Genomic DNA, 25494 nt, shown 5'->3' with positions numbered 1-25494 from the left:
CGATTGGCCGTCAGGCCAGCAGGAAGCCACCACTATTGTTCCATGAAGCGCACACCCACCGATGTCGGTGAATACCAGCACACACGCGCCGTTCGTTTCGCCGCCTCACCGGCAATTGCCAGATTGAACTCTGGCGGGACACCTGTTGTGTCGTCAAAATCCAACCTTGCGCCATATTGGGACTGGTTGCGAACAATCCCCTCTAAGGAGCAATAGCCGCCGTAAAACGAGAGCTTGGCTCCCTTAAGCGTGCGGCGGCGGCCTTCCTTGCGTTGTTCTAGCTGTTCACGCGTATTGAGATCTATCACATATGCCATGACTACCCCCGTTTCTTCAGTTCAGTCGTAGTCGTCATGCACGAAGCGTGCCAGCCTCAAAGAGGACGACGTACTTGTCGAAGTTGTTCGCCAAGTACTGAAGACGCGAACTGACAATATTGCCTCTTTGTGAACGGTCTCTACTTGTCGATCTCAGGCTCGGCATCGTTGCGCTGCCGAGCGAAACTGGGCGCGAGCTTGACCGAAAGCTGGGCGTGGCGAAGCACTGCCAGCGCGTCGCAGCTCTTGTGGCGGGTCGAGTTGCTCGGGCAACAAAAAAGGCCGCCCCAAGGCGGCCTTTCCCGTTTCAGATGCAGCGATCAGCGCTCGGCGACAGCGGGCTCGCCCTGGCGTTCGCGGATCAGGTTGGCGAAGCGGCGGAAGAGGTAGTGCGAATCCTGCGGGCCGGGCGAGGCCTCGGGATGGTGCTGGACCGAAAACACCGGCCGGCCGGTGAGTGCGATGCCGCAGTTGGAGCCGTCGAACAGCGAGACGTGGGTTTCTTCCACGCCTTGCGGCAGCGACCCGGCGTCGACCGCAAAGCCGTGGTTCATCGAGACGATCTCGACCTTGCCGGTGGTGTGGTCCTTGACCGGATGGTTGGCGCCGTGGTGGCCCTGATGCATCTTTGCGGTCTTGCCGCCGAGGGCAAGGGCCAGCATCTGGTGGCCGAGGCAGATGCCGAAGACCGGCAGTTCGGTCTTGAGCAGGTCCTTGATGACGGGCACCGAATATTCGCCTGTCGCGGCGGGATCGCCGGGGCCGTTGGACAGGAAGATGCCATCCGGCTTCATCGCCAGGATGTCTTCGGCCGAGGTCTTGGCGGGAACCACCGTGACCTTGGCGCCGAGGCCGGCGAGCAGGCGCAGGATGTTGCGCTTGACGCCGTAGTCGATGGCGACGACGTGCATGGTGGCTTCGTTGCGCTCGCCATAACCCTCGTTCCAGACCCAGGGCGTCTCGGTCCAGGACGACGACTGGCCCGATGTGACCTCCTTGGCGAGGTCGAGGCCGACGAGGCCGGACCAGGCACGGGCCTGGGCCTTGAGGTTGTCGATGTCGAACTTGCCGTCGGGCGCATGCGCGATCACGGCATTGGGCATGCCTTTTTCGCGGATCAGCGCGGTCAGCGCGCGGGTGTCTACGCCGGACATGGCAACGATGCCGCGGCGCTTCAGCCACTGGTCGAGGTGACCGGCGGCACGATAGCTCGACGGGTTGGTGACATCGGCCTTGAATACCGCGCCGACAGCGCCGAAGCGCGCCGCCGGGTTGAGGTCCTCGACGTCCTCGTCATTGGTGCCGATGTTGCCGATATGGGGAAAGGTGAAGGTGACGATCTGGCTGGCATAGGAGGGGTCGGTGAGAACCTCCTGGTAGCCTGTCAGTGCGGTGTTGAAGCAGACTTCGGCGACGGCAGCGCCTGTGGCGCCGAGGCCTCGGCCCGTAATGACCGTGCCGTCGGCCAGAACCAGAACGGCGGTCGGCACTTCGGTTGCCCAGGGGGCGGTCTCTGAGGCCATGGCGATGCTCCTGCGTAACGGGCGCCGCGACTTGAAAAATGGCTCGGGAGAGGCCATATCGCGCAGCGAAAAGCACGGACGACCACCGTCAGGCGGGCCCCGTGCACAAAACAAACTAGTCCTTGCAAGGCGCGGACAATAAGCGAAGGCCGGCGGGTGGTCAATGACCGGTCCGGGATTCGCGGCTAATTATTTTTCCTAATAAAAACAGGAAGTTGGCCATTGTCATTCGGTTTGCCACTGTGGCAGGTCGGCGCTATTGTTTGCGACACGTTCAGGAGTAATGGCCATGCGCGAGATGCTCGCCGAGGCGCTGAAGACTGCATTGAAAGCCGGCGACAAGCGCCGCACCTCGACGCTGCGGCTGATCCAGGCCGCAATCCAGGACCGCGACATCGCCCATCGCGGCGCCGGCAAGGACCCGGTGTCGGACGAGGAAATCCTGCAGATCCTGACCAAGATGGTCAAGCAGCGGCAGGAATCGGCCAAGGCCTTCGAGGAAGGCTCACGGCTGGAGCTCGCCGCGCAGGAGCGCGACGAAATCACCATCATCACCGACTTCCTGCCCAAGCAGATGGAGGAGGGGGCGGTGCGCGACGCGGCGCAGAAGGTGATCGCCGAGGTCGGTGCCGACGGCCTGCGCGACATGGGGCGCTGCATGAATGCGCTCAAGGAGCGCTATCCCGGCCAGATGGACTTCGGCAAGGCGAGCGGCATCGTCAAGAACCTGCTGCAGTAGGCTTTGCCCCGATTGGGTTTTGAACAACGCCCCGGCTGCCATGCAGTCGGGGCGTTGTTCTTGGGAGCTCAGGCGGCGCGGCGAAGCCTGAGGGGCGTCCTGTCCTGGAGCGCCCAGATATGGCCGAACGGATCGATCACCGTGGCGCCGCGTCGGCCGTCGGTCGCTACATCCAGCTCTCCCCGTAGGGTCGCCCCCGCATTGACCGCTCTTTGCAGGGCGATCTCAGCGTTGGCGACGTCAAGTATGAAGACCGTACTGACCGCGCCCTTGGCCTTGGGATAAAAGGGGCCGCCTCGGTGCGGCTCCAGTTCCCTGCGGGGGTTGGCTCCTCCGACTTGCATTGCCGTATCCCCGATGTGAAGGTCTATGGAGATCGGCTCGCCCTCGAACATGTAGGCACCGCCACGAACGGCGCCGAAAGCCCGCTGGTAGAACGCGGCCGCTTCTTCCTCGCAGCCGTGCTCGACCACGATCGAGACGTGGAATTCGGACTTGGTGTCGCAGTGCGCCTTGAGCATGTTCCAGTCGTAAAAACCGAATTGGTGCGCGACGATCTCGAGACAGGCGCTGTGCGAGAGGTGGATGTTTTGTGCGGCCAGGCTGCTGCGCAGTTCCTTGGCCATGGACTTTACGCGATCAAGCGTCGGCATGGATTGGTTCCCTTGGAAGGGGTGACAAACAACGTCAGTGCTCGCATTGCCGACGGCCACCCAAGAGGGTCAAACCAAGGGTGAGGTGCATTCACCAATCCGGAAGGAGCGAGCGGCAGGCTGCACGGCCAGCTTGAGTGTCGCCAACAAATCCGATTCGGGCAAGGTCGATGTCGTCAAGGATGCCGGCGCGCCCTGGCCTTCTCCCCTTGCGGGAGAAGGTGGCTCGGCGCGCAGCGCCGAGACGGATGAGGGGTGCTGGACGAAGTGCTGCGTCTCCGCCCCCGGAGTTCCCTTCTACTTCCTCTCGTTTCTTCCAACACTCCTCATCCGCCCCTTCGGGGCACCTTCTCCCACAAGGGGAGAATGTGAGGGTCATGCCTGCGGCAGGCGCTGGCGCACGATGGCGGCGTGGAAGCGCGCACCGTGGATCAGGGCGTCGTCGTTGAAGTCGAAGGACGGGTTGTGCAGCGGCGCCGAGCCTTCGCCGTTGCCGATGCAAACGAAACAGCCGGGCACATGATCGAGGAAGCGGGCGAAATCCTCGGAAGCAGTGACGATCTCGCCGTGGCCGTTGACCGCGCCGGTTTCAAAGACGGTGCGGGCTGCCGCGATCGCCGCCTCGGTGGCATCGGCGTCGTTGATCAGCGGTACGAACTCCCTGGTGTAGGCCACCTCTGCGCTGCAATTGTAGGTCAGCGCCGTGCCTTCGGCGATGATGCGCATCTGCCGTTCGATTTCGGCGCTGACCTCCGGGCGAAAGCTGCGGGCGTCGCCGAGCACGCGGGCAAAGCCGGGCAGGGCGTTGCGGGTGCCGTCGGTGATGAGTTCGGTGACCGAGACGACCGAGATGTCGGCCGGGCTCAGCCGGCGCGAGACGATGGTCTGCAGATTGGCGACCAGCGCGCAGGCGGCGACGAGCACCTCGCGGCCGCCATGCGGGCGGGCGGCGTGGCCACCGAGGCCGCGCAGCACGATCTCGAAATTGTCCTCCGCCGACATGATCGGCCCGGGTCGGGTCTCGAAATGGCCGACCGGCAGGCCGGGCATGTTGTGCAGCCCAAAAATCTCGTCGAAGGGGAAGCGGCTCATCAGGCCGTCGTCGAGCATGGCGAGCGCGCCCTTGCCCCATTCCTCCGCCGGCTGGAAGACGAAGCGCACGGTGCCGTCGAAGCCGCCGTCGCCGGCAAGCAGCTTGGCTGCGCCCAACAGCATCGCCGTGTGGCCGTCATGGCCGCAGGCATGCATGACGCCGGGATTTTGCGAGGCGTGGCCGTGGCTGGCCTGCTCGGTGATGCGCAAGGCGTCCATGTCGGCCCTGAGCGCTATGGCTCGATTGCCGGTTCCGCGGCGCAGCGTACCGACGACGCCGGTGCCGCCGATACCTTCGACGACCTCGTCGATGCCGAATTCCCTGAGCTTTCGGGCGACAAAGGCGCTGGTGCGCTTCTCCTCGAAGCCGAATTCGGGATGGGCATGCAGGTCGCGCCGCCATGCGGTCATCTCGGCGATGAGGGTTTTCTGGTCGAGCGCGGCCATTGTGCTGATCCCCTGGATTGGAGGGCGCAGCGTCGCCGGATTGGCGGTGGCAGGCAAGGGCAGTTGGTGGGGCCAGGGTGTGAGGCGTGGCGGGCGTTACCTTCTCCCACAAGGGGAGAAGGAAGAACCGCTCAACTCGCCTTGAGGCGCGAGCCTCTGAGCAGGCCCTGCTCTTCGAGCACCGGATAGGCCATCGAGGCGAGCAGCGAGTTGATCTGCTTGAGGTCGCGGATGGTGTCGAGGTGGATCGAACTCGTCTCGACGCTCTTAATGGTGCCGTCGCGCAGGCGCAGGAAATGGCTTTGGCTGGTCTGTTTCTCGACGTCGCGCAGCCTGTCCTTCTCGAGCACGAGCTGGCGGGCGGTGTTGGCGTCGCGCGACACCAGCACGTTGAAGGCAAGGCGCGCATTGGCCATCACCGATGCGTGGAACGCGGTCAGTTCGCGCCATCCCTCGGGCGTGAATTCGAGGCCGCGGTCGAGCTTCTTCTGCACATGGGCGAGCATGTTGCGGACGATGATGTCGCCGACCTGCTCGAGCTTGACGCAGGCGCCGAGCAGTTCCTGGCAGCGCAGCGCCTCGTCCTCGGTCATCGGCCGGATGGTGGCCTTGGCGAGGTAGAGCTTGATCGCTGCATGCTTGCGGTCGACCCGATCGTCGAGGGATGCAAGGGCTGCGATCTTGTCGGCCTCGGGCTTCTCGTAGAGCTCGATGATGCGCTGGAGCATGATCTCGACGGTTTCGCAGACGCGGACCACTTCGCGCGTGGCGTTGGCCAGCGCCTGGGACGGCGTATCGAGCGCTGCCTCGTTGAGCGCGCTGAGTTCGGCAAGCGCCATGTCCTTGGCCGGGTCGGCCTTGGTGCCCAGCGCGACGATCTTTTCCGAGGCGCTGTAGACCAGCTTGGCGAGCGGGATACCGGCGACCAGGATGATGCAGTTGAACAGGATATGGGCGTTGATGATCTGGTCGGGCACGGTCGCGCCGAGGAAGGCGACCGACGGCTTGGCCCAGAGGAAGGCAACCAGCATGACGAGCGAGCCTGCGCCGCGCATCAGAAGATTGCCGATGGGGACGACACGGACGCCGGGTTCGGCGTTGCGGGTGAGCAGGGGGGCGATGATCGAGCTGCCGAGATTGACGCCGAGCACCAGCACGATGCCGAGTTCGGGCGGCACGAAGCCGCGGCCGGCAAGCGTTACGATCAGGAGCACGGCGGCGATCGAGGAATGGAACAGCCAGGTGACGACGGCGGCCAGCAGGTAGGCGGTGATGGGATCGCCGGCGAAATAGTCGACGATGACGGGCAAGAGCCTGCTTTCGCGCAGCGGCTCGGAGGCCTGGCCGACCATTTCGAGCGAGAGCACGAGAAGGCCGATGCCGACGAGGATGCGGCCGGTCTGCTGCCAGCTGCGGCGGTCGGTGGCCAGGAACATGGTGGTGCCGGCGGCGAGGCAGATCGGCACCAGCAGCGACAGGTCGAAGGTCAGGATCTTGATGACCAGTGCCGAGCCGATCTCAGCGCCGCGCACGGCAAGCTGGCCGGCGATGCCGCTGACGATGCCGGCCCCGGCAAAGGAGCCGACGAGCAGGGTGACCGCGGTGGAACTCTGGAAGGCGATGGCGAGCGCCGTGCCGGCTAATACCGCCAGGATAGGGTTGCGCATGGTGTTGCGCAGCTTGTGGCGTAGGACGTCGCCATAGGCGCGTTCGACGCCGGTGCGCACCATGCGCGTGGCGAACAGCAGCAAGGCTATCGCGCCGGCGAGGTGGAGCAGGACGACGGAGCCGCTCATCGGCGGCACCGGCTGAAGTCTAGGGCGGCTGCGAAGGGCAGGACGCGCATGCGAATCACTGTCTTGACCATGTCGATTAGATTAGCCGGATAATATTTTTCGTCCATATTGCACGCGTGTGCACTGCTCGCAAGATATCTGAGTTGCTCATATATGAGATACGTCCGGCGGAGCCTCGGGTTCCCGTGCGACATTCCGTGCACGCTATCGGGATGGTCGCTGCGATTGGCCTGTGAACAGCGGGCATGCCGGCGAATAGGAGTCGTGTCCGACGGAGCGAGCGCCTATATCAGTTTCAAACAAGCAGGGCCCGATGCGCTTTTCCGACGGATTCTTGAGCGAGATACGCGACCGCGTGCCGATTTCGGCCGTGGTGGGCCTGCGCGTGACCTGGGATCGCAAGAAGACCAACGCGCCGCGCGGCGATTTCTGGGCGTGTTGCCCGTTCCACGGCGAGAAGTCACCGTCGTTCCACTGCGAGGACCGCAAGGGCCGCTACCACTGCTTCGGCTGCGGTGTGTCGGGCGACCATTTCCGTTTCCTGACCGACCTCGACGGCATGACCTTCCCGGAGGCGGTCGAGCGGATCGCCGAGATGGCCGGCGTGCCGATGCCGGCGCGCGACGCGCATGAGGAGCGGCGCGAGAAGGAACGCGCCAGTCTGACCGACGTCATGGAGCTGGCGACGAAATTCTTCGAGGACCGGCTGCAGAGTGCGGACGGGGCAAGGGCGCGGGCCTATCTGCGCGACCGCGGACTGACGCCGGCGACGCAACAGACTTTCAGGCTCGGTTTTGCGCCTGATAGCCGAAATGCGCTGAAGGAATTCCTGGCTTCGAAAGGCATCGAAAAAGTACAGATGGAGGCCTGCGGACTGACCGTGTTCGAGGACGTGCCGGTCTCCTACGACCGCTTCCGCGACCGCATCATGTTCCCGATTCCCGATTCGCGCGGACGCATCATCGCCTTTGGCGGCCGCGCCATGTCGGCGGAGGTCTCTGCCAAGTATCTGAACTCGCCGGAGACCGAGCTCTTCCACAAGGGCAACGTGCTCTACAACTTCGCTCGCGCCCGCAAGGCGCTACAGAAGGGCGGGGCGGTCATCGCCGTCGAAGGCTACATGGACGTGATCGCGCTGGCCCAGGCCGGCTTCGACAATGCGGTGGCGCCGCTCGGCACGGCGTTGACCGAAAATCAGCTCGAACTGTTGTGGCGCATGTCGGGCGAGCCGGTGCTGTGCTTCGACGGCGACAAGGCCGGGCTCAAGGCCGCCTATCGCGCCGCCGACATGGTGCTGCCGTTGGTGGCGCCCGGCCATACCGCGCGCTTTGCGTTGCTGCCCGAGGGCAAGGACCCCGACGACCTAGTCAAGGGGGAGGGACCGGAGGCGTTTCGAACGGTACTTACCGCCGCGCGACCGTTGTCCGAACTGGTCTGGATGCGCGAGACTTCGGGCGGCGTGTTCGATACGCCCGAGCGCCGCGCCGAGCTTGAAAAGACGCTGCGCGAGCTGACCGGCAGGATCAAGGACGAAAGCGTCCGCTACCACTACCAGCAGGAGATGCGCGAACGGGTACTGAGTTTCTTCGGCAACCAGCGCGGCAGGCAGCAAGGCCAGGGCGAGCGCGGCAAGGGTTCGTTCGGCAAGGGCGGCGAGCGTGGCCAGTGGAACAAGGGCGGCGCGGGCGCGGCGGCCGGCCGGTTTGCCGTGTCAGAAAGCCTGGCGCGCTCGGCGATGGTCAAGCGGGCGGGAGGCATCATGCCGTTGCGCGAGGCGGCCCTGGTGGTGGCGCTGGTCAACCATCCCGCGCTGATCGACGAGAATTTCGACCATGTCGAAAAGCTCGATCTCAGCCACGGCGAACTGAGGCAACTGCATGCGGTGCTGATCGATGCCATGGCGCATGGCGAAGCCAACACGCGCGAGGCGGTGGTGGCGGCTATCGGGCGGGTCGGCTGCGCGGAGATGTGGGAGCGGGCGGTGGCGCTGGCGCGGCGGACGCGGCAGTGGACGGCACTCGAGGATGCGGCGATCGAAGATGCCCGCGACGCCTTCGCCCAGGCGCTGCACTTGCACCGCAGCGCCCGCACCTTACATAAGGAACTGAAACAGGCCGAGGCGGCGCTGGCTACCGATCCGACCGACGAGAATTATCGGCATCTGGTGGAGATCCAGGCGCAGTTTCACGACGTGCAAGCCACCGAGGCGCTTATCGAAGGCTTCGGGGTGTCCTCGGGCCGAGGCGGGCGGAACTAGAGCGAGATTGCGATAATCCCGCATTTGATTCGCTTTTTTGTCGCGAATCATGCGACAGGCGCTTGACCTTCCGCCGGAATGACGGAATCAGGTCGATTCGAAAAGTTAACCGGCGGCCAGACCGCCAGTCGTGTCGACGGCCTGTAGAATGCGGATTGGGGCGCTTGTCACTGGACAGGAAGATATTCCGCCACAGATATCAGGGTTAATCTGGACTTAACACAGGTGCAGCTACTGGCAGTTCAGGCGCAGGTTGGATGAAGCCATCTGATTTGCACTGTCCGAGAGTTTAAGCGGCTGACGGGCCGCCTGGAGAAAGCAAAGAATGGCGACAAAAGAAAAGGAAGAGGTCGAGACCGAACGCGAAGGCGCAACTGACGGCCCTTTGCTCGACCTTTCCGATGACGCTGTCAAGAAGATGATCAAGGTCGCGAAGAAGCGCGGCTATGTCACCATGGACGAGCTCAACGCGGTGCTGCCTTCGGAGGAAGTGACCTCCGAACAGATCGAAGACACGATGGCGATGCTGTCCGACATGGGCATCAACGTGGTCGAGGACGACGAGCAGGGCGAAGAAGCCGAGGCCGCCGAAGGCGATGCCGAGGAAGATGCCAACGAGCTTGCCGAACAGACCGGTACGGCTGTTGCCGCGACGACGACCAAGAAAGAGCCGACCGACCGCACCGACGACCCCGTGCGAATGTATCTGCGCGAGATGGGCTCGGTGGAGCTTCTGTCGCGCGAGGGCGAGATCGCGATCGCCAAGCGCATTGAGGCCGGCCGCGAGACGATGATCGCGGGCCTGTGCGAAAGCCCGCTGACCTTCCAGGCCATCATCATCTGGCGCGACGAACTCAACGAAGCCAAGATCCTGCTGCGCGAGATCATCGATCTCGAAGCGACCTATGCAGGCCCCGAGGCCAAGCAGGCGCCGATCGTCGAGCGTGTCGACGAGGACGCCAAGCCGAAGGCCGACGAAAAGTCGCGCCGCGGCGGCCGCGACGAGGAAGACGACGTCACCAACGTGGGTGGCGACACCCGCGGCGAAGAGGATGAGGAAGAAGACGACGAGGCAAGCCTGTCGCTGGCGGCCATGGAAGCGGAACTGCGTCCGCAGGTCATGGAAACCCTCGACGTCATCGCCGACACCTACAAGAAGCTGCGCAAGCTGCAGGACCAGCAGGTCGAAAACCGTCTTGCTGCCGCCGGCACCCTGTCGCCGAGCCAGGACCGTCGTCTCAAGGAACTGAAGGACCAACTCGTCAAGGCGGTGAAGTCGCTGTCGCTCAACAATGCGCGCATCGAGGCGCTTGTCGAGCAGCTCTACGACATCAACAAGCGGCTGGTGCAGAACGAGGGCAAGCTGCTGCGCCTGGCCGAAAGCTACGGTGTGCGCCGCGAGGAATTCCTGCGCGAATATCAGGGTTCGGAACTCGATCCGAACTGGATCCGCTCGATCTCGAACCTGTCCAGCCGTGGCTGGAAGGAGTTCACCAAGAACGAGAAGGACGCGATCCGCGACCTGCGCGCCGAAATCCAGAACCTCGCCACAGAAACAGCGATCTCGATTCTGGAATTCCGCAAGATCGTCAACCAGGTGCAGAAGGGCGAGCGCGAAGCGGCGATGGCCAAGAAGGAGATGGTGGAAGCCAACCTCCGTCTCGTCATCTCGATCGCCAAGAAGTACACCAACCGCGGCCTGCAGTTCCTCGACCTGATCCAGGAAGGCAACATCGGCCTGATGAAGGCGGTCGACAAGTTCGAGTACCGCCGTGGCTACAAGTTCTCGACCTATGCGACATGGTGGATCAGGCAGGCGATCACGCGTTCGATCGCCGACCAGGCCCGCACCATCCGCATCCCGGTGCACATGATCGAGACGATCAACAAGATCGTGCGGACCTCGCGCCAGATGCTGCACGAGATCGGCCGCGAGCCGACGCCGGAAGAACTGGCCGAAAAGCTCGCCATGCCGCTCGAGAAGGTGCGCAAGGTGCTGAAGATCGCCAAGGAGCCGATCAGCCTCGAAACGCCGGTCGGCGACGAGGAGGATTCGCACCTCGGCGATTTCATCGAAGACAAGATGGCGATCCTGCCGATCGATGCGGCAATCCAGGCGAACCTGCGCGAGACGACCACGCGCGTGCTCGCCTCGCTCACCCCGCGCGAGGAGCGCGTGCTGCGCATGCGCTTCGGCATCGGCATGAACACCGACCACACGCTCGAAGAGGTTGGCCAGCAGTTCTCGGTCACCCGCGAACGCATCCGCCAGATCGAGGCCAAGGCGCTGCGCAAGCTCAAGCATCCGAGCCGCAGCCGTAAGCTGCGCAGCTTCCTCGACAGCTGACATCAAATCAAAAAATGGCCGTCCCCAGGACGGCCATTTTGCTTTCCACCGTTCAAAATCGGGTCAGCCTGTTTGAGTTCACCTGTCTATTACGATCTGAGCGAACTTTATCTGCTGAGCCGGGGCAGGCTCAAATTCTATGGCATCGCCAGGGTGGTGGCGGAGATCGGCTATGAGCTTCATCTCCTCGACAAAGGCGTGGTATTTGTCGTGTACGATGAGACCGCGCGCGACTTCTTCGAGGTCAAACCGCATTTCGGCAAGGCGTCCTATAACGGCGTCGTCGATCTCGGCTTTCCTGAAGGCGCGGTTCCTTTCCGGCTGCGTGGACCGAAGGCGGGCCGCAGCCTGCCGAACCGCATGTTTGCGACCACGTTCAGCGCATTCCTGAGAGCGGTCAACCGTTCAAAACTGCGCGCGCTCCGGTCGCATTTGAAGCCGATTGCGCTCAATGATGGATATCTGGTGTCGGCGGGGCGGCCGAAGCTCCTGGTCGACATGATCGATTGCCTGGTCCGGACCCGTTCCGAGACGCGGTTTTACCCGCTGCTGCACGATTGCATCCCGTTGCACGATTTTGGTGACAAGCCGGATGCATTCCAGCTCAATTTCCATGCCGACAACAACAAGGTGATCCGCCACGCCAGCCATATCATCGCCAACTCGCAGTTCACTGCGAGGGACCTGCAGGCGAAGGTGAAGGAGGGACTGTTGCCGCCGCTTCCCGGGGTCTCGGTGGTTCCCCTGGCGCATGAATGCCGCGCGGACGGCGAGAAGCCGAAGCTCGAGCTGCCGGCGCGGCCCTATGTGCTGGGCGTGGGCATCACGCTCGGGCGCAAGAACCTGGATGTCGTTCTCGCCGCACAGCGGCTGCTGGTGGAGCAAGGCAAGACACCGCCGCTGATGGTGATCGCCGGCGCCAACCGTCGCAGGACGGTCGCCGGCCTCAAGAGCGGCCTGAATGCGATGGTGGCGCCGCATGTGCTGATGGTCGACAGCCCGTCGCAGGCGGACCTCATCAGGCTGTACCAGAACGCGCTGGCCACCCTGATGCCGAGCAAACTCGAAGGCTGGGGCCTGCCGCTGGGGGAGTCGCTCTGGCTGGGCACGCCCGCACTGGCGTCGCCATCGTCCAGCCTGCCGGAGGTTGGTGGTGACCTCGCTGTCTATTTCGACCCGGATTCGCCGGGGGAACTGGCCGGCCTGCTGGAACGGCTGGCCACCGACCAGGACTATCGTCGCAGCCTGCAACAGCGCATTGCCGAGGCAAGGCCCAGCCTGCGGAGCTGGCGACATGTCGCCGAGGACATGCTGGCGGCGATCCAGAGCCCCGACTGCCAGCCGATGCACGTGGCCGGCTGATCGGGACAGGCCGTTTGCCGGGGTCCTAGGACGCTGACCGAACCCGGATCATGGGTGACCTTCCCTGCATTGGCGGGATCGCGGCCGCAGCCTTGGCCGAGGCAGGATCATGCGCCTTCCAGACGCTGCAAGATCTCTTTCATCTTGTCGATCTCGGCCTGCTGGCCGGGCACGATATCGGCGCACAGCGCGGAGATCTCCGCGTCGCCGAGGGTGGCGTTTTCGCACATCAGCACCGCGCCGGAGTGATGCGGGATCATCGATTTCAGGAACTGCACGTCGCCAACCCCCGTCTGTTCCCGGATCATGAACCACGACGCGGCGAACGCCAGAAGGCTGAAGGCGACGATCGCCATGTTCATCGCGCGGTTGGGATACATGGCGCGCATGAGCAGGAGCTCGATCAGAATCATCGGGAACACCATCAGTGCTGCCATGTAGAACTGGTTCAGGTTTGCAAATACATCGGCAAACGTGTTCACCATGGCATACATCAGCGCAAACATGGCGATGTAGGATAGAACGGCCATCGCCAGAAGACGAAGGTAGTTCTGCATGGAATGATGTTGACTGTTCATGGCATCATCCTTGGTTTGCTTTCACCAAGCCAAACCAACTGGTTGCACAAAAGTTCCGATTGTTTGCACGTTGCGGACAGAGTGGCGGCTTGTACGGCATGCCTCTGCCGGGTTTTGACCCGCGCAACGGCAGGAACTGGGTGGCGCCTGGCGCCACCCATAGTAGTCACGACGCCCTGGGAGACTCGACGACCAGTGCGACGATGCGGCGGACGAGCGGCAGCACCAAGAGCAGGGTGGGAAACGCCACCAGCCAGGACAGCGCCCAAGCCGACGGCCAGGTGGCGAGGAAGGCGGGCGTCGGGCCGAGGCTCTTCAGCGTCGAGATGGCCGAGACCACAAAGGTCATCACCACCGACAGAACCAGCGGCATGGCAAAGGCGGCATAACGCGCCGGCAGCTTGCCGCGCGGCTTCGAACGTAAGGTCATGGGAGAGTATTTCCTGAAATCGGCATCAATCACGAGAGCGCAAGACATGGCATTCCTCCCGGTCGGGCCGGTTGAATGCGTTGCTTGACGTGAGACGCTTACGGCGTGCGTTTGGCGCAGCGGCCCGTTCCTAATGGGCCTGGGCACAAAAGGCAATGGTTGCGAAATCGGGTGGCTTCCGCAGGCGCGCCTGTTCAATTATGGTCCTGGCGACCTGGGAGGTTGCCGTGTCGATCGAATTCCTGCTGACCACGCTGATCATCGTCGCTTCGCCCGGCTCGGGTGTTGTCTACACGCTCGCTGCCGGCCTCTCGCGCGGCGGCAAGGCAAGCGTGCTAGCCGCTTTTGCCTGCACGCTCGGCATCGTGCCACATCTGATCGCGGCGCTGACCGGCATTGCCGCGCTGCTGCACACCAGCGCGCTGCTGTTCGAGATCGTCAAATATGCCGGCGTCGCCTATCTGCTCTACATGGCATGGCATAGCCTGCGCGAACATGGCGCGCTCAAGATCGAAGCCAACGCCGATCCGCGCAGCACATGGCAGGTGCTGATCGACGGCATCCTGGTCAATCTGCTCAACCCGAAGCTGTCGATCTTCTTCGTCGCCTTCCTGCCGCAGTTCATTGCACCCAACGAGCCGAACGTGCTCGGGCGGATGCTCGAATTGTCCGGTGTCTTCATGCTGGCGACGTTCGTCATCTTCGCCATCTACGGCCTGTGCGCCGCCGCCATGCGCGACAAGGTAACAGGCAGCCCGCGGGTCATGACCTGGATGCGGCGAAGCTTTGCCGCGGCCTTCGTCATGCTCGGCGCCAAGCTGGCGCTGACCGAACGCTGAAGGGCCACGTGATGCAGTTCAGCATCGGCCGCGAAGATCCGGCCACGCCGGGGGTCATCGCGCTGCTGGAAGACGGCGACGCCTATGGCGCGTCGCTCTATCCGGCCGAAAGCAACCACTTCCTGCCGCTCGAAGCCCTCAGGGCCGACAATGTGCATTTTGTCGTCGCGCGCGACGATCAGGGGACCGCCGTCGGCACCGGCGCACTCGCCATGGCGGACGGTTGGGCCGAACTCAAACGCATGTGGGTGATACCGGCAGCCAGGGGGCAAAGGGCTTTCCAAGGCGATCCTGGCCGAACTCGAGGCTCGTGCCAGGGCGGTCGGCCTTACCTTGCTGCGGCTCGAGACCGGTATCGCCAATCACGAGGCACTGGCGCTCTACGAGCGCACCGGGTTTGAGCGTCGAGGGCCGTTCGGCGACTACGGCGAGGACCCGCTCAGCGTGTTCATGGAAAAGCGCCTCGCCAGCCCAGGCCACAGCGGCTGAGCGCCAGAGGCCCGCTGCCGCCCCAGCACAGCACGAACTTGCACCTGATACGGAGGGGGAGGATACTCCCGCGCGTGGATGCATTGAGGGCGACGACCCGGATGCCCGCCCCGGCTATTTGAGCCGTGCTCCGTGGCACCGGAGGGAGGTGTGCCATGACGACATATATCATGCTGCTCAATTGGACTGACCAGGGCGTGCGCGAGGTGCGCAACTCGCCCAAGCGGCTCGACGCGGCCAAAAAGCTGCTCGGCGACATGGGCGGCTCGTTCAAGCAGTTCTACCTGACCATGGGCGAATGCGACATGGTGGCGGTGGCCGAGGCGCCGGACGACGCGGTGGTGGCGCGCTTCGCGCTGATCCTTGGACAGGGCGGCAACGTCAGGACACGCACGCTGAAGGCATTCCCGGAACTTGCCTATCGCGAAATCATCGCTTCGCTCGGCTAGCGACCGGCAGTGAAGAGGCAGGGCGCACGTGCGGTGCGTGTGCCCTGGCTGCCACCGGTTCGAAACGCCTCGACTGATTCAAGACAAGCGTCTAAGCTTCGGAAAAACAACGGGAAGAACAAGCATGTCGTTTCTGAAGAGGCTTTTTGGCGGTGGTGGCGGTGCGGCCGAGCCCGCCGCTGCGGCCGTTGCCAAGGAGATCGAATACAAGGGCTTTTCGATCAAAGCGATGCCCTACAAGGAAGGCGGCCAGTTCCAGACCTGTGGCGTGGTTTCCAAGGAAATCGGCGGTACGGTCAAGGAGCACAAGTTCATCCGCGCCGACCGCTTCGCGGCACTCGACGATGCCGTCGAAGTGTCGCTGACCAAGGGTCGGCAGCTGGTCGACGAACAGGGCGAGCGCATGTTCGGCTGAGGCTGGCGGCGATTGCCTCGCAGATCATGGCCCGGCCCTTGTGCCGGGCTTTTGCTTTTCAGGGTCGCTCGCGTAGCATCAGCCCGTCAATGACCGCCGAGATGACGGCAATCTCGTCTTCGGGTGGGGCGCCGGCATCGATCGCCAAGGCTGCTCGGTCGAAGGCGGCGGCAAGCAGGCCGGTCAGCGCAGCCAGCGGCAGCTTGCGCATGGCGCCGGCCCGCATCGTGGCGGCGAGGCCCTCGCGCAAGGTGCGGTTGCCGTGGCGGTTGTCGATCTCGTCCATGCCGGCGCGGCCGAGCACAGCGGGGCCGTCGAGCAACAACAGCCGCGTCCTGCCGGGCGAGCGCATGGCTTCGATATAGGCCTTGCTGCCGGTGAGCAAAGCTTCGCGGGCGCCCATGGCTTGCGGTGCAGCATCCTCGATTTCGGCGGCGACCGATGCCGCCTCCTGCTCGGCCACGGCGCGGAACAGCTCCTGCTTGTCGGCAAAGTGGTGGTAGAGGGCGCCGCGCGTGACGCCCGCGGCGGCGACGATCTCCGGTGTGCTGGTCTCGGCGTAGGATTTTTCGGCAAACAACCGGCGTGCCGCCTCGATCAGGAGGGCGCGTGTCGCCTCGGTGCGGTCGCGGTTGGAGCGGCGCTCGGTTTTCTCTTGCATGCATGCAGCCTGTATGTTAGTTCACATTTACATGCAGACTGTATGTTGATTGAGGAGAGAAGGAAAGCCATGAAAACGACGAGCTACTATCCCGTGCTAATGACCGGCGATGTCGCCGGCACCGCCGCTTTCTACATCAAGCACTTCCGCTTCGCGTATGAGTTTGACGCTGGCTGGTATGTCCATCTGCGGTCGACGGAAGACAAGGGCGTCGATCTCGCCATCGTCCAGGGCGACCACGAGACGATCCCCGAGGAGGGGCGCGGGCGGGTCGCCGGCCTGCTGATCAATTTCGAGGTCAAGGATGTCGATGCCGTGCACGCGCGGCTCGTCGCGGAAGGGCTGCCGATCCTGCGCTCGCTGCGCGACGAAGACTTCGGACAACGCCACTTCATCACCAGGGATCCCAATGGCGTGCTGATCGACGTCATCACGCCGATCCCGCCGAGCCCCGAGTTCCTGGCGATGTACGTGCCGGATAGGGCTGACGCCTGAGGCAAACCAAAACGGAGGCGCCGCGAGGCGCCTCCAGCATTCAGGCAAAGGTGAGGTCAGAGCTTGCCAGCGAGGCCGAGGTTGAAGGTGTGCTGGTCGCGATCGGCACCGAACGATCCGGCATAGCTCGACGTAAGACTGAGCCTGTTGGTGAAATCGGCAGCAAGGCCAGCCTCGACGCGGCCGAAGGTGCCTTCCCCCGTCTCTGCCTGGCTGAGGAAGGCGGTTGCCGCAGTCGTGTAGCGGGTCAAGACCGTCTCGTCATTGCCGAGGAAGGCGCCGCCGATGCCAACGCTGCCGAAACCACGCAGGGATGTGCCGGTTTCGAGCTGCCAACTGCGGGATGCGCCGATACCGGCGAGGGCCTCGAGGCGATCGACATCATAGGACTGGACGACGAGGTTGCCCGCGCCGGCACCCGTCTCGGAATAGGAATCGACGTGGGTGCGCAGGTAGGTGAGGCTGGCAAAGGGCGTGATCCTGGCCACGTTCAGCTCGACGTCATGCGAAGCGCGCAGATGCGCACCCAGGCTGTAGCCGTCGATCTCAGGAGAGGCCGTTCCTGCACCCGCTGTGCGGGCATATTCCCAGCGCTCGGTCGAGGCGGAAAGCCGGCCGTCGAAGACGGTGCCGGTCGGCGCATGCCAGCGGACATAGGGCGAGGCGGTGAACTGGCGGTTTTCGAGGTTGGCGTAGACGCCTTCGATGTCGCCGTCGCCGCTTGCATAGCCGCCGGCGAGCCCGATAAGCAGATCGGGCGAGATGGCGTGCTCGATGCCGAGGCCTGTGACATAGCCCGAGAAGTCGAGCTGTCCCGCGGTGAAATCCTGCGAGCCGGTGGTGTAGCCGCCGAAGAGGAAGCTGCGGCTGCCGTCGAAGCCGGCAAGCGCTACATTGCCGCCGGCATCGCCGATCGAGCGGGCAAGTGCCGCGGCTCCGTCCGAACCGGCTTTGCCTTCCTCGGCATATTGCAGTGCGCCGGTGGCGAGTTGTGCCGTGGCCTGGCCGCCTGTCGAACCGGTGCCGCGGGCAAGCATGAGATCGTAGGCTTCGTGCAGGCGTTGGGACAAGGCGACAGGGCCGCCAGCCGCGACGAGGCCAGTGTCCTTGACGGTCCAGTTGAGCAGGCTCTGGACCTGGGCGGCGGTCAGGCCGGCAAAGATCGGGCTGTTGATGAAGAGTTCCGACTGCTGGATGGCAAGTGCGACGTCGGCGGCATACAGCGCGCCGTCGGAGTCGATATTGCGCCCTATCTCGCCGAAGAGCAGGTTGACGTTCATGATCGACACGGTCTGACCCGCGGCGACGGTTACCGGGAACACGATGTAGGGGCTGTCGTCGTGGTTGGCGTAGTACGCTGCGGCCTGATTGAAGGCGTAGTCGTTGTTGCCGTAGAGATGGGCGATGACCGGGCTCAAGGACTCGTTGCCAGGCTCGAACTGGCCGGTCACCACATAACCTGATTCCGTGGCATGAACGTACATGTCGTCGCCGGCGGCGAGAGTGCCGCTGAAGACGATGTTGGCGGTAATCGTGTCGCCGGTATTGTTGGTGAAGCTGTCGAACCAGCGAACCGAGTTGGCGGGAAGCCCCGGCACGCCGGTATAGGACTGGGTCTGGCGCGAGGCGTCCAGCCCGTTGAATTCAGAACCATAGGCGGTGACGGTGTTAATGTAGTAGTCGTTCGTTGCCGCGCCGTAGATCACGCCCCAATGTGCGTAAGCGTTGTCGACATCGGCTGAAGAGGTTTGCTTGACTGCGCCGGCGTAACCGGTTCCCCGATATGCGTTGTCGAAACCCACTCCGGCGTAGGCACCTGACCATCCTTCACAGTTTTCGAAAGTGCAAATTTCGAAGTCGATCGTGCTTTGGCCGGCTCCAGCCGGTGCTATGCCCAGCGCGATTGCCGCTACCGAGACCGAGGCGCCGAGCGAAGCTCCCAATAGTTTCATGAATTTCCTCGAAAAATCGTCAATCAGATGATTTGGTCATGTGAAAGCACCTTTCAGAATTCGTGCCGCCACAAGAGAAGTATAATCACTTCGAATCTTACTATATTATAGTTAATCTCTATTTTTCCAGAAAAAAATCACCAGATAATCTATGCAATCATGGATTGATGAGAATTTTTTGCATACACCTATGGGCGATCTTGCCGGTCGCCGTCTTTAGGCTCGCAGAACGGGAAACTCCCGGCGCAGCATTCGCCGGAGGCGGTGGGCGAAAGAGGGGCCTGAAAAGCAAAGAGGCGCCTTTCGGCGCCTCTGGGGGTCGAGCAGTGCAGCAGCCTGCCTATCTCACGACCAGGACCGGGACCTTGGAGTAATGGACAACCTCTGCCGTCTGGCTGCCGAGCAGAAGCCTGCTCACGCCGCGCCGGCCATGGGAGGCCATGACGATGAGATTGCAGCCACGCTCCGTGGCGGTCTCGACGATCGCTTCGGCGGGCGACTCGCCGAATGCCTGGACAGGCTCCACGCTGACGCCGGTCCGGGAGGCCGCTTCTTTAGCGAGGCTCAGCGCTGCATCGGCATGCTTTTGCTGGGCATCGCTCCACGAAGCCATCGTGGCAGGACTGTTCAATGGATAGGGCTCGGTGACGGTGATGACCGTGACCTTGCTGCCAAGATTCTTTGCCAGCGTCAGCCCGTGGTCGACGCCCTTCTGCGCAAGTTCGGAACCATCGGTGGTTATGAGGATATGCGTGTACAAATCTACCTCCACTGCTTGATCATCGTCGTATTGATCGGGTCCCGCGGCCGGCGGCTGCGGGGGGCAGTCCTTCAGCTTGCTGCGACAGCGCCTGCGATCGCGTCCTTGAGCATCAGCCGGCGCTTTCGCAACGTCGCCTCGTGTTCCTGGCTCACCGGTTCGATGTGGGTTTCAGCCTTGTGGATCTGGTCGTTCACATCGTCATATTCTTCGAGGATGCGAGCGAAAGCGACGTCCTGAGCTTTCAGGGCGTGAATGGCATCCAGCTGGCCGGGAAATTCTTCACCCAGGGTGTGCGGTGTGTTCGACATTTCATCTCCTTGCGAATTGTCGAGGCAACTATAATGCCAGGCGGAGGCGTTGAACTTGATCTGGGTCAACTTCCAAAGGGGCAGGGCGGCGCAACTCAGCTCCTGTCGATGGCCCGCAAATGATGGTGAAGGACGTTGATCTCTTGCCAGCCGTACTGCGACCCTGAGCGCGTGACGATCCTTGCGGTGTCGTGCTGCCTGCGCAAGGGAACGTTGACCGCGTGCCGCACTGCCTGTGAAAGGTGATCGAACAGCATCCCCGGACCCAGCCGGCTCTCGTAGAAGGTGGCCGGTTCGGTCCAATCGATAGACCTGACGTCTTTCATCGTGCAACCGCTCCTGGGAAGCACATATCAACGCGCATTGGCCCCATATCGATCCGCGTTGCGTTAAGCTCGCACCCGCGGTGGAAGGACTGCGATGTTGTCACCTCTGGTCGTTGTAGGGTTCCTTCATCTGGCCGATCATTCGTGCCAGCTTGGAGAATGAGGGAATATCCGCTTCCGGCTGGCATTGATTGGCAAGTTCCAGCACCCTGATCGGGAAGTTGATGGCATCGCGATTTGACGACGACATTCCCTCGGATCGATCTTCTGCAGTCTCGCTTGCTTCGGCTTTGCGCAAGGCGATGTCGATTTCCTCGACCGTCAGCACACCCTTGCGGACGAGGACGTGATTGATCGCTGCGATGGCCATGATCAGGCCTTCGAGTTGCAGGTTGGCGACGTTCATGGCGATTGGCTCCTTTCAACGAAGCAGCAACGCCTGAACGCCGAATCCGATCCGGTTGATGGGTGATGTTGACGGATGCAAGTCGGGCTGGGCGGGGTCAAGACTGCCAAAAGCGGGCCCGCTTCATCCTGTAGCCAGGCTGCTCGCTGCCGCCTGGTCGTTCAAGGATATGCGTGCTGGTGCCCGGCGCGTTCTGGCCATCTGAATGGCGCGCCTTTTCGTTGGTCTCGCCAACGGGCTCCGTGTTGCCGTATCGGTCGGCCGGCTGCTTGTTTTCGGCAGCCTGCTGCGAAAAGGCATCGCTGGGATCCGGGCCTTTCCGTGCGACTGGCCTGCGTGCGCCGGTTTCATAGTCGTTCTGCATCGATTGTCTCCTGCTGCTGCAGGACAACATGGAGTGGGGCGTAAAGTTCCTTCGCTGCGCGGGGAGCGTGGTCGGTCCGCCGTCGTGGAGGCACGACACGGTGCCAGCAGGTCGAGGGGGAGTTCTTGCTGTTTTGGGAGGAACCTTCTTGCCTGTGATCCATTCCCTCCCTTGCCAATTCCGGCAAGGAGCAATCCCAAATGAAAACGCTGGCTGAGATTTTCGAGCATACACTCGAGGATATGTATTACGCCGAGAACGCCATCACCAAGGCCCTTCCGAAGGTGGCCAAGGCGGCCAAGGACGCCAAGCTGAAGAAGGCTGCCGAGGATCATCTCGAAGAGACCAAGGGCCAGATCAAGAAACTGGAGCTGGTCTTCAAATCCATCGGCAAGAAGGCTTCGGGCGAAAAATGCGATGCGATCGAAGGCCTGATCAAGGAGACCGATGGGCTGATGGAAGAGGCATCTGGCACCGCACTGGATGCCGGTCTTCTGGCAGCGTGCCAAGCCGTCGAGCACTACGAGATTGCCCGGTATGGATCCCTGCGTGAATGGGCCAAGGACCTTGGTTATGACGAGGCTCACACGCTCCTGAGCGAAATCCTCGACCAGGAGAAGGCGACGAACAACAAGCTGACAAACCTCGCGGTGACGGCGATCAACAAGACATCGGCGACCGCGAAAGCGGCATAACGCTTACGCGGGAGTGGCAGGAACTACGGCGGACGAGGGCAGGGGCCCGTGCGGCGTCGGCAGGGAGTGGCGGGCTGCCTGGCGCCTGAACCATCATGCCTCGGCCATGGGGCAACTAGGTCGGGGAAACGACAGCGAGCACGGCTGCAATACCAAGCAGTAGCGGGCCCATCCACTTGAAGTGTTTTACGAGGTTGCCCAGCCACGCTTGATGGGGCGGAACGGAAAGCTCAATGTATCCGAACCCAATGGCCGCCATCCAGACACCGGCGCAGGCCATGATGATCTCGTCGACGTAGGCTGAAAACACGCTGTCGATCTTCCCCGAGTGAACCACCAGGAAACCAGAAATGGGGCTGAGCGACAAGCAGCACTGGCGGGAGACCGGCAGTCCGCTACGCTTCGTTCGCCCCTATCTTTTCCAGTTCATGGCGATCGTTGCCGCACCCAGCACCGCTACGGCGCAGCCGAGAATGAACGGCGGAATGAAATAGGACAGCGCCTCGCTGTCTTCCCAGCGCAGCCGGAAGTCGTTGCAGCCGGTGCCGCAGCCGTAGGCGTTGAGCCAGACCCACATGCCGAAGGTGGCCGCACAGATCAGCAGGCCCGCGGCGGCCAGGACGTATCCTAGAATGCGCAAAGTGGCCTCCTGCCTCCAGCCGTTCCGGTCGAGCGACGTCCGGGCCGCCGAAGGCTGAATCAATCCAGCGGGTTGGCCGGCGCGGCTGAGATGATGAATCCGCGCCGGTGAGATGATCCCGTCCGGCTCAGAGGCTAGGGCCGTCTTCCGTAGCCGCTTTCTTGGCGCCCTTGGCAAGCCCGGTAAGACGATCGATGTAGGCCAGCAGCAGCGCCGACAGCACGAAGGTCAGGTGGATGAGGGTCAGCCACATCAGCTGGTCGGAGGTGTATTGCTGGTTGTTGAGGAAGACCTGGAGCAGGTGGATCGACGAGATCGCGACGATGGTCGAGGCGACCTTGATCTTGAGCGAGCTGATGTCGATGGTGCCGAGCCAGTGGACCTCGCCGTCATGGTTGTCGAAGCGGCTGACGAAGTTCTCGTAGCCGGAGATGATGACCATCACCACCAGCGAGGCAACGAGTGCTGCGTCGATCAGGCCGAGCACCTTCAGGATGGTGTCGGTCTCGTCGAGCACCATGACCGTCATGACAAACCCGTAGAGCTTCTTGGCGAAGGACAGCGCGTAGATGGCGAGCGCCACAGCGAGGCCCAGATAGAACACCACGAGCAGCCAGCGCGAGGCGAGAATGATGGATTCGACGGCGTGTTCGAGGCGTTTCATGAGACGTCCGAAATTTTGAGATTGGAAATCGAGGCGGTGCCGACGAATGCAACAGGTTTTGGGATAAAACAAGGCCCGGCCGCTGGAGGGGGAATTCGGCCGGGCCTGTTCTCCTGAAACGTCGGAGATGAGACGGGGCAGGGAACCACGTCACCGTCAAAGTGGCATCAAAATCCAGCGAATCAATGGCGAAAGCCGGGTCATCGCGTGATTGTTACCGGGCAATGCGGCGTCTGGACGTCGGCAGGATGCCCGGTACCGGGCGCCATCCGGCCAGTCAAACGGGCAGAAAAAAGCCCGACCCGCGAGGTGCGGGCCGGGCCTTTTGGGATGCCGCGTATGCTAGTTGGCGCTGGCGATGGGGGCCACCAGCGGGGTGATGCGGCGGATGGCGACGCGGCGGTTTTCGCGCTCCGGCTGCTGCGACTTCACCTTGAGATAGCGCTCGCCATAGCCTTGCGTCGACAGGTTCTCCGGCGCGATGCCGAAGACATTGGTCAGCGCGTCGGCCACGGCTTCGGCGCGGCGGTCGGACAGCGCCAGGTTGGCGACGTCGGAACCGACGGCATCGGTGTGGCCTTCGATGAGGAAGGTTTCGGCCGGGTTCTTCTTCAGCATCTTCTCCATCGCGTTGGCGACGCCTTCGAGCTTGGCAATCTCGGCCTCGGGGATCGAGGCCGAACCGAATTCGAAGCTCAGCGTGTCGAGGTCGACACGGCGGGCGATGTCGCGCACGCGGGCCGAACGCTTGACCTCGTCGACCGAATAGAGGCGCTTGACGCGCTCCACCGGCGGCTGCTCGAGGAAGTCGTAATAGGCGTCGTCATCTTCGACATACTGCGCATCGAGGATATATTCGTTGCGCGGGATGTGGAGCTGCAGCGGCGGCAGGTCGAGGCCTGGATCGCGCCATTCGTCCATCTCGCCGTAATACTGGTCGTCGACATAGCTCAGCACATATTCGCGGCCGTCGGGCGTGATGCGCGAGCGCTGCACGACGTCGCCGTAGCGGTTGCGGATGGTGATGATCTGGTTGCCGTTCTCACGGACGATCACCTCCCGGGTGCGGCCGCGCGGCAGTTCCTCGTAGTACACCTCCTGGGCGTCACGCGTCATGCGCGGCCGGTCGTTGCTCTCGACGATGACCTGGTTGTTGATCTGGATGATCACCCGGTCGCCGATTTCGCGCAGCACTTCGGTGCCTTCAGGACGCGGCCTGCGGCGCAGGTCGACCTCGGGCATGCGCTCGATGCGGGTACCCTTCTCGGCGGTGACGGCCTGGATCTCGACCGGCTGGGCCTGTTCGGTCGCGGCCTTGTCGTCGACAGGCGGCGGGCCGGGATCGACCGGTACCGGCTGCGGCTGGACGGTCTGTCCACCGGCCTGGCCTTCGGGCGCTGGCTGGCCTTCCTGGGCGGGCTGCGCAGGCTGGCCTTCGGCTGCCGGCTGCTGGCCGCCGGCCTGTGCGGGCGGCGTTTCCTTCTGGCTGTCGAGCAGCGGCGCCTCGTTCGGGTTCACCGGCGGTTGGTTTGCAGGTGCTTCGCCTTGCTGGGCCGGCTGTTGCGGCTGCTCACCCGTTGCAGGCTGTTCGCCGGTAGCCGGCTGCTCACCGGCAGCTGGTTGCTCGCCCGTTGCGGGCTGCTGAGGTTGCTCTGCCGCAGGTTGCTCGCCCTGGGCCGGAGCTTCGCCTGAAGGTGCAGGCGTTTCGGGAGTGGGGGCCTGCTCTGGTGTCGGCTCGGCAGGCTTCTCCGCCGGCTGCTCGGCCTCCGGCTTTTGCTCGGGCTGTGCTTCCGGCGGGGGAGTGACTTCGGGTGTCTGTGCTGGTTCCTCTGCAGCCGGGGCCTGCTCCTTCGGCTTGCGCTTGGGCGCTTGCTCTTCCGCCTGCGGTTCGGGCTGCGGCGCTGCCTCCGGCTCGGCGGCAGGCTGTTCCTGCTGCTGCTGTTCGGCGGCGGGCTCACGCTTCTTGCGCCTGGGGGCGGGCTCTTCCGCCTGCGGCTCCGGCTCTGCCTGCGGTGCGACCTCCTGCTGAGGCGCGGGTTCTTCCGCCGGTGCCTCGCGCTTCTTGCGGCGGGGCTCGGGTGTCGGCTCTTCGGCCTGTGGTGCCGGTTGTTCGGCCTGCGGCTCCGGCGCGGGTTCGGCCTGTGGCTGAGGTTCTGGCTGGGGCTCAGGCTGCGGTGCCGGCTCCGGTTCGGGGGCCGGCTCTTCGGCCGGGGCCTGCTGGGCGCCCTGGCGCGCCGCGCAGGCTTCGGCCGTTTCGCCTTCCTGGCAGTCCGACTGCACGCGGATGAGCGGCAGCGATGAGCCCGCATCAGACAGCGCGCCATTCGGCAGCGGCAAGGCGCCCAACGGCGCGGATGCCATGAACAGGCCGATTGCCGTGCCTGCGAGAATCCGTGGTTGGCGTTTCATCGTTGGAAATCTCCTCGAAGTGAACTTTGGGTCCCGTCCCGGCCCAAACAGATGGAACCCTGAATGGTTCCGCTCCGC

At 63.4% G+C, this 25494-nt stretch carries 27 protein-coding genes and 1 pseudogene; 10 read left to right on the top strand and 18 right to left on the bottom strand.

What is annotated here, in order from left to right; genetic code table 11:
• Positions 1 to 32: 32 nt before the first annotated feature.
• Positions 33 to 317, bottom strand: a complete 285-nt coding sequence (locus tag WHT83_RS21115; RefSeq protein WP_406872303.1) for a hypothetical protein — start codon at positions 315 to 317, stop codon at positions 33 to 35.
• A gap of 320 nt (positions 318 to 637) precedes the next feature.
• Positions 638 to 1840 (bottom strand): glutamine-hydrolyzing carbamoyl-phosphate synthase small subunit, encoded by a 1203-nt coding sequence (gene carA, locus WHT83_RS21110; RefSeq protein WP_406872302.1) that lies wholly within the window; start codon positions 1838 to 1840, stop codon positions 638 to 640.
• Positions 1841 to 2129: 289 nt separating this feature from the next.
• Here carA and WHT83_RS21105 point away from each other — a divergent pair, with 289 nt between their 5' ends.
• Positions 2130 to 2579 (top strand): GatB/YqeY domain-containing protein, encoded by a 450-nt coding sequence (locus tag WHT83_RS21105; protein WP_108609809.1) that lies wholly within the window; start codon positions 2130 to 2132, stop codon positions 2577 to 2579.
• Between the two features lie 68 nt (positions 2580 to 2647).
• On the opposite strand, the gene WHT83_RS21100 is transcribed toward WHT83_RS21105, so the two are convergent.
• The 3 genes from WHT83_RS21100 to WHT83_RS21090 all read right to left on the bottom strand — a co-directional run bounded on the left by WHT83_RS21100 (position 2648) and on the right by WHT83_RS21090 (position 6567).
• Complete coding sequence (locus WHT83_RS21100) at positions 2648 to 3232, bottom strand: glyoxalase superfamily protein (protein WP_406872301.1); 585 nt, start codon at positions 3230 to 3232, stop codon at positions 2648 to 2650.
• 375 nt (positions 3233 to 3607) lie between these two features.
• Complete coding sequence (locus tag WHT83_RS21095) at positions 3608 to 4771, bottom strand: amidohydrolase (RefSeq protein ID WP_406872300.1); 1164 nt, start codon at positions 4769 to 4771, stop codon at positions 3608 to 3610.
• 131 nt (positions 4772 to 4902) lie between these two features.
• Positions 4903 to 6567, bottom strand: coding sequence for a Na/Pi cotransporter family protein (locus WHT83_RS21090; RefSeq protein WP_183260032.1), 1665 nt, complete (start codon positions 6565 to 6567; stop codon positions 4903 to 4905).
• A 313-nt stretch (positions 6568 to 6880) separates the two neighbouring features.
• Between WHT83_RS21090 and dnaG the strand changes: the two genes are divergently transcribed.
• The 3 genes from dnaG to WHT83_RS21075 all read left to right on the top strand — a co-directional run bounded on the left by dnaG (position 6881) and on the right by WHT83_RS21075 (position 12533).
• Positions 6881 to 8824, top strand: coding sequence for a DNA primase (gene dnaG / locus WHT83_RS21085; RefSeq protein WP_406872299.1), 1944 nt, complete (start codon positions 6881 to 6883; stop codon positions 8822 to 8824).
• Between the two features lie 325 nt (positions 8825 to 9149).
• Positions 9150 to 11171, top strand: a complete 2022-nt coding sequence (gene rpoD, locus WHT83_RS21080; RefSeq protein WP_108607411.1) for an RNA polymerase sigma factor RpoD — start codon at positions 9150 to 9152, stop codon at positions 11169 to 11171.
• Positions 11172 to 11243: 72 nt separating this feature from the next.
• Positions 11244 to 12533 (top strand): glycosyltransferase family 4 protein, encoded by a 1290-nt coding sequence (locus WHT83_RS21075; RefSeq protein ID WP_406872298.1) that lies wholly within the window; start codon positions 11244 to 11246, stop codon positions 12531 to 12533.
• Between the two features lie 107 nt (positions 12534 to 12640).
• Here the strand turns inward: WHT83_RS21075 and WHT83_RS21070 are convergent, their stop codons facing one another.
• The gene (locus WHT83_RS21070; RefSeq protein WP_406872297.1) at positions 12641 to 13111 is read right to left on the bottom strand and encodes a DUF305 domain-containing protein; all 471 of its coding nucleotides are present in this window, start codon (positions 13109 to 13111) and stop codon (positions 12641 to 12643) included.
• Positions 13112 to 13277: 166 nt separating this feature from the next.
• A complete protein-coding gene (locus tag WHT83_RS21065; RefSeq protein ID WP_108607413.1) occupies positions 13278 to 13541 on the bottom strand; it encodes a DUF2798 domain-containing protein in 264 nt (87 codons plus the stop codon).
• A gap of 227 nt (positions 13542 to 13768) precedes the next feature.
• Between WHT83_RS21065 and WHT83_RS21060 the strand changes: the two genes are divergently transcribed.
• The 4 genes and pseudogenes from WHT83_RS21060 to WHT83_RS21045 all read left to right on the top strand — a co-directional run bounded on the left by WHT83_RS21060 (position 13769) and on the right by WHT83_RS21045 (position 15733).
• The gene (locus WHT83_RS21060) at positions 13769 to 14380 is read left to right on the top strand and encodes a LysE family translocator (protein ID WP_406872296.1); all 612 of its coding nucleotides are present in this window, start codon (positions 13769 to 13771) and stop codon (positions 14378 to 14380) included.
• Between the two features lie 11 nt (positions 14381 to 14391).
• Positions 14392 to 14869, top strand: a pseudogene (locus WHT83_RS21055) (GNAT family N-acetyltransferase).
• A gap of 155 nt (positions 14870 to 15024) precedes the next feature.
• Positions 15025 to 15318: a GYD domain-containing protein gene (locus WHT83_RS21050; protein WP_108607415.1), complete on the top strand. Its 294-nt coding sequence runs from the start codon at positions 15025 to 15027 to the stop codon at positions 15316 to 15318.
• Between the two features lie 124 nt (positions 15319 to 15442).
• Positions 15443 to 15733, top strand: a complete 291-nt coding sequence (locus WHT83_RS21045; protein ID WP_108607416.1) for an HlyU family transcriptional regulator — start codon at positions 15443 to 15445, stop codon at positions 15731 to 15733.
• A gap of 58 nt (positions 15734 to 15791) precedes the next feature.
• On the opposite strand, the gene WHT83_RS21040 is transcribed toward WHT83_RS21045, so the two are convergent.
• Positions 15792 to 16394, bottom strand: a complete 603-nt coding sequence (locus tag WHT83_RS21040) for a TetR/AcrR family transcriptional regulator (protein WP_108607417.1) — start codon at positions 16392 to 16394, stop codon at positions 15792 to 15794.
• A 69-nt stretch (positions 16395 to 16463) separates the two neighbouring features.
• Between WHT83_RS21040 and WHT83_RS21035 the strand changes: the two genes are divergently transcribed.
• Positions 16464 to 16889 (top strand): VOC family protein, encoded by a 426-nt coding sequence (locus tag WHT83_RS21035; protein WP_406872295.1) that lies wholly within the window; start codon positions 16464 to 16466, stop codon positions 16887 to 16889.
• A gap of 56 nt (positions 16890 to 16945) precedes the next feature.
• On the opposite strand, the gene WHT83_RS21030 is transcribed toward WHT83_RS21035, so the two are convergent.
• From WHT83_RS21030 to WHT83_RS21005, 6 genes are all read right to left on the bottom strand, one after another.
• Positions 16946 to 18841, bottom strand: a complete 1896-nt coding sequence (locus WHT83_RS21030; RefSeq protein WP_406872294.1) for an autotransporter outer membrane beta-barrel domain-containing protein — start codon at positions 18839 to 18841, stop codon at positions 16946 to 16948.
• A 340-nt stretch (positions 18842 to 19181) separates the two neighbouring features.
• Positions 19182 to 19601: a universal stress protein gene (locus WHT83_RS21025; RefSeq protein ID WP_406872293.1), complete on the bottom strand. Its 420-nt coding sequence runs from the start codon at positions 19599 to 19601 to the stop codon at positions 19182 to 19184.
• A gap of 71 nt (positions 19602 to 19672) precedes the next feature.
• On the bottom strand, positions 19673 to 19912 hold the full coding sequence (locus WHT83_RS21020; RefSeq protein WP_406874026.1) for a YdcH family protein: 240 nt from the start codon (positions 19910 to 19912) through the stop codon (positions 19673 to 19675).
• Positions 19913 to 20007: 95 nt separating this feature from the next.
• A complete protein-coding gene (locus WHT83_RS21015) occupies positions 20008 to 20238 on the bottom strand; it encodes a hypothetical protein (RefSeq protein ID WP_108607420.1) in 231 nt (76 codons plus the stop codon).
• 100 nt (positions 20239 to 20338) lie between these two features.
• Complete coding sequence (locus WHT83_RS21010) at positions 20339 to 20644, bottom strand: hypothetical protein (protein WP_183260044.1); 306 nt, start codon at positions 20642 to 20644, stop codon at positions 20339 to 20341.
• 97 nt (positions 20645 to 20741) lie between these two features.
• The gene (locus WHT83_RS21005; protein ID WP_108607422.1) at positions 20742 to 21008 is read right to left on the bottom strand and encodes a hypothetical protein; all 267 of its coding nucleotides are present in this window, start codon (positions 21006 to 21008) and stop codon (positions 20742 to 20744) included.
• Between the two features lie 200 nt (positions 21009 to 21208).
• On the opposite strand from WHT83_RS21005, the gene WHT83_RS21000 reads away from it, so the two are divergent.
• Positions 21209 to 21703, top strand: coding sequence for a ferritin-like domain-containing protein (locus tag WHT83_RS21000; protein WP_108607423.1), 495 nt, complete (start codon positions 21209 to 21211; stop codon positions 21701 to 21703).
• A gap of 115 nt (positions 21704 to 21818) precedes the next feature.
• On the opposite strand, the gene WHT83_RS20995 is transcribed toward WHT83_RS21000, so the two are convergent.
• From WHT83_RS20995 to WHT83_RS20980, 4 genes are all read right to left on the bottom strand, one after another.
• Positions 21819 to 22013 (bottom strand): hypothetical protein, encoded by a 195-nt coding sequence (locus tag WHT83_RS20995; protein WP_406874025.1) that lies wholly within the window; start codon positions 22011 to 22013, stop codon positions 21819 to 21821.
• Between the two features lie 102 nt (positions 22014 to 22115).
• Positions 22116 to 22343 (bottom strand): hypothetical protein, encoded by a 228-nt coding sequence (locus tag WHT83_RS20990; RefSeq protein ID WP_318764075.1) that lies wholly within the window; start codon positions 22341 to 22343, stop codon positions 22116 to 22118.
• Positions 22344 to 22470: 127 nt separating this feature from the next.
• Positions 22471 to 23007, bottom strand: coding sequence for a TIGR00645 family protein (locus tag WHT83_RS20985; RefSeq protein WP_108607425.1), 537 nt, complete (start codon positions 23005 to 23007; stop codon positions 22471 to 22473).
• 342 nt (positions 23008 to 23349) lie between these two features.
• Complete coding sequence (locus WHT83_RS20980) at positions 23350 to 25416, bottom strand: OmpA family protein (protein WP_406872292.1); 2067 nt, start codon at positions 25414 to 25416, stop codon at positions 23350 to 23352.
• Between the last annotated feature and the right edge of the window lie 78 nt (positions 25417 to 25494).

The sequence above is a fragment of the Aminobacter sp. P9b genome (genome assembly GCF_045345995.1).
GTDB classification, from domain to species: Bacteria; Pseudomonadota; Alphaproteobacteria; order Rhizobiales; family Rhizobiaceae; genus Aminobacter; species Aminobacter niigataensis.
Note: the sequence above shows the minus strand (reverse complement) of the source record. Positions and strands in the feature narration are given on the sequence as shown.

What these genes read in the sequence shown, in the direction of transcription:
- WHT83_RS21115 (WP_406872303.1), bottom strand. Translation starts at nt 317, where the DNA reads ATGGCATATGTGATAGATCTCAATACGCGTGAACAGCTAGAACAACGC.
- carA (WP_406872302.1), bottom strand. Translation starts at nt 1,840, where the DNA reads ATGGCCTCAGAGACCGCCCCCTGGGCAACCGAAGTGCCGACCGCCGTT.
- WHT83_RS21105 (WP_108609809.1), top strand. Translation starts at nt 2,130, where the DNA reads ATGCGCGAGATGCTCGCCGAGGCGCTGAAGACTGCATTGAAAGCCGGC.
- WHT83_RS21100 (WP_406872301.1), bottom strand. Translation starts at nt 3,232, where the DNA reads ATGCCGACGCTTGATCGCGTAAAGTCCATGGCCAAGGAACTGCGCAGC.
- WHT83_RS21095 (WP_406872300.1), bottom strand. Translation starts at nt 4,771, where the DNA reads ATGGCCGCGCTCGACCAGAAAACCCTCATCGCCGAGATGACCGCATGG.
- WHT83_RS21090 (WP_183260032.1), bottom strand. Translation starts at nt 6,567, where the DNA reads ATGAGCGGCTCCGTCGTCCTGCTCCACCTCGCCGGCGCGATAGCCTTG.
- dnaG (WP_406872299.1), top strand. Translation starts at nt 6,881, where the DNA reads ATGCGCTTTTCCGACGGATTCTTGAGCGAGATACGCGACCGCGTGCCG.
- rpoD (WP_108607411.1), top strand. Translation starts at nt 9,150, where the DNA reads ATGGCGACAAAAGAAAAGGAAGAGGTCGAGACCGAACGCGAAGGCGCA.
- WHT83_RS21070 (WP_406872297.1), bottom strand. Translation starts at nt 13,111, where the DNA reads ATGAACAGTCAACATCATTCCATGCAGAACTACCTTCGTCTTCTGGCG.
- WHT83_RS21065 (WP_108607413.1), bottom strand. Translation starts at nt 13,541, where the DNA reads ATGACCTTACGTTCGAAGCCGCGCGGCAAGCTGCCGGCGCGTTATGCC.
- WHT83_RS21050 (WP_108607415.1), top strand. Translation starts at nt 15,025, where the DNA reads ATGACGACATATATCATGCTGCTCAATTGGACTGACCAGGGCGTGCGC.
- WHT83_RS21045 (WP_108607416.1), top strand. Translation starts at nt 15,443, where the DNA reads ATGTCGTTTCTGAAGAGGCTTTTTGGCGGTGGTGGCGGTGCGGCCGAG.
- WHT83_RS21040 (WP_108607417.1), bottom strand. Translation starts at nt 16,394, where the DNA reads ATGCAAGAGAAAACCGAGCGCCGCTCCAACCGCGACCGCACCGAGGCG.
- WHT83_RS21035 (WP_406872295.1), top strand. Translation starts at nt 16,464, where the DNA reads ATGAAAACGACGAGCTACTATCCCGTGCTAATGACCGGCGATGTCGCC.
- WHT83_RS21030 (WP_406872294.1), bottom strand. Translation starts at nt 18,841, where the DNA reads ATGAAACTATTGGGAGCTTCGCTCGGCGCCTCGGTCTCGGTAGCGGCA.
- WHT83_RS21020 (WP_406874026.1), bottom strand. Translation starts at nt 19,912, where the DNA reads ATGTCGAACACACCGCACACCCTGGGTGAAGAATTTCCCGGCCAGCTG.
- WHT83_RS21015 (WP_108607420.1), bottom strand. Translation starts at nt 20,238, where the DNA reads ATGAAAGACGTCAGGTCTATCGATTGGACCGAACCGGCCACCTTCTAC.
- WHT83_RS21010 (WP_183260044.1), bottom strand. Translation starts at nt 20,644, where the DNA reads ATGAACGTCGCCAACCTGCAACTCGAAGGCCTGATCATGGCCATCGCA.
- WHT83_RS21005 (WP_108607422.1), bottom strand. Translation starts at nt 21,008, where the DNA reads ATGCAGAACGACTATGAAACCGGCGCACGCAGGCCAGTCGCACGGAAA.
- WHT83_RS21000 (WP_108607423.1), top strand. Translation starts at nt 21,209, where the DNA reads ATGAAAACGCTGGCTGAGATTTTCGAGCATACACTCGAGGATATGTAT.
- WHT83_RS20985 (WP_108607425.1), bottom strand. Translation starts at nt 23,007, where the DNA reads ATGAAACGCCTCGAACACGCCGTCGAATCCATCATTCTCGCCTCGCGC.
- WHT83_RS20980 (WP_406872292.1), bottom strand. Translation starts at nt 25,416, where the DNA reads ATGAAACGCCAACCACGGATTCTCGCAGGCACGGCAATCGGCCTGTTC.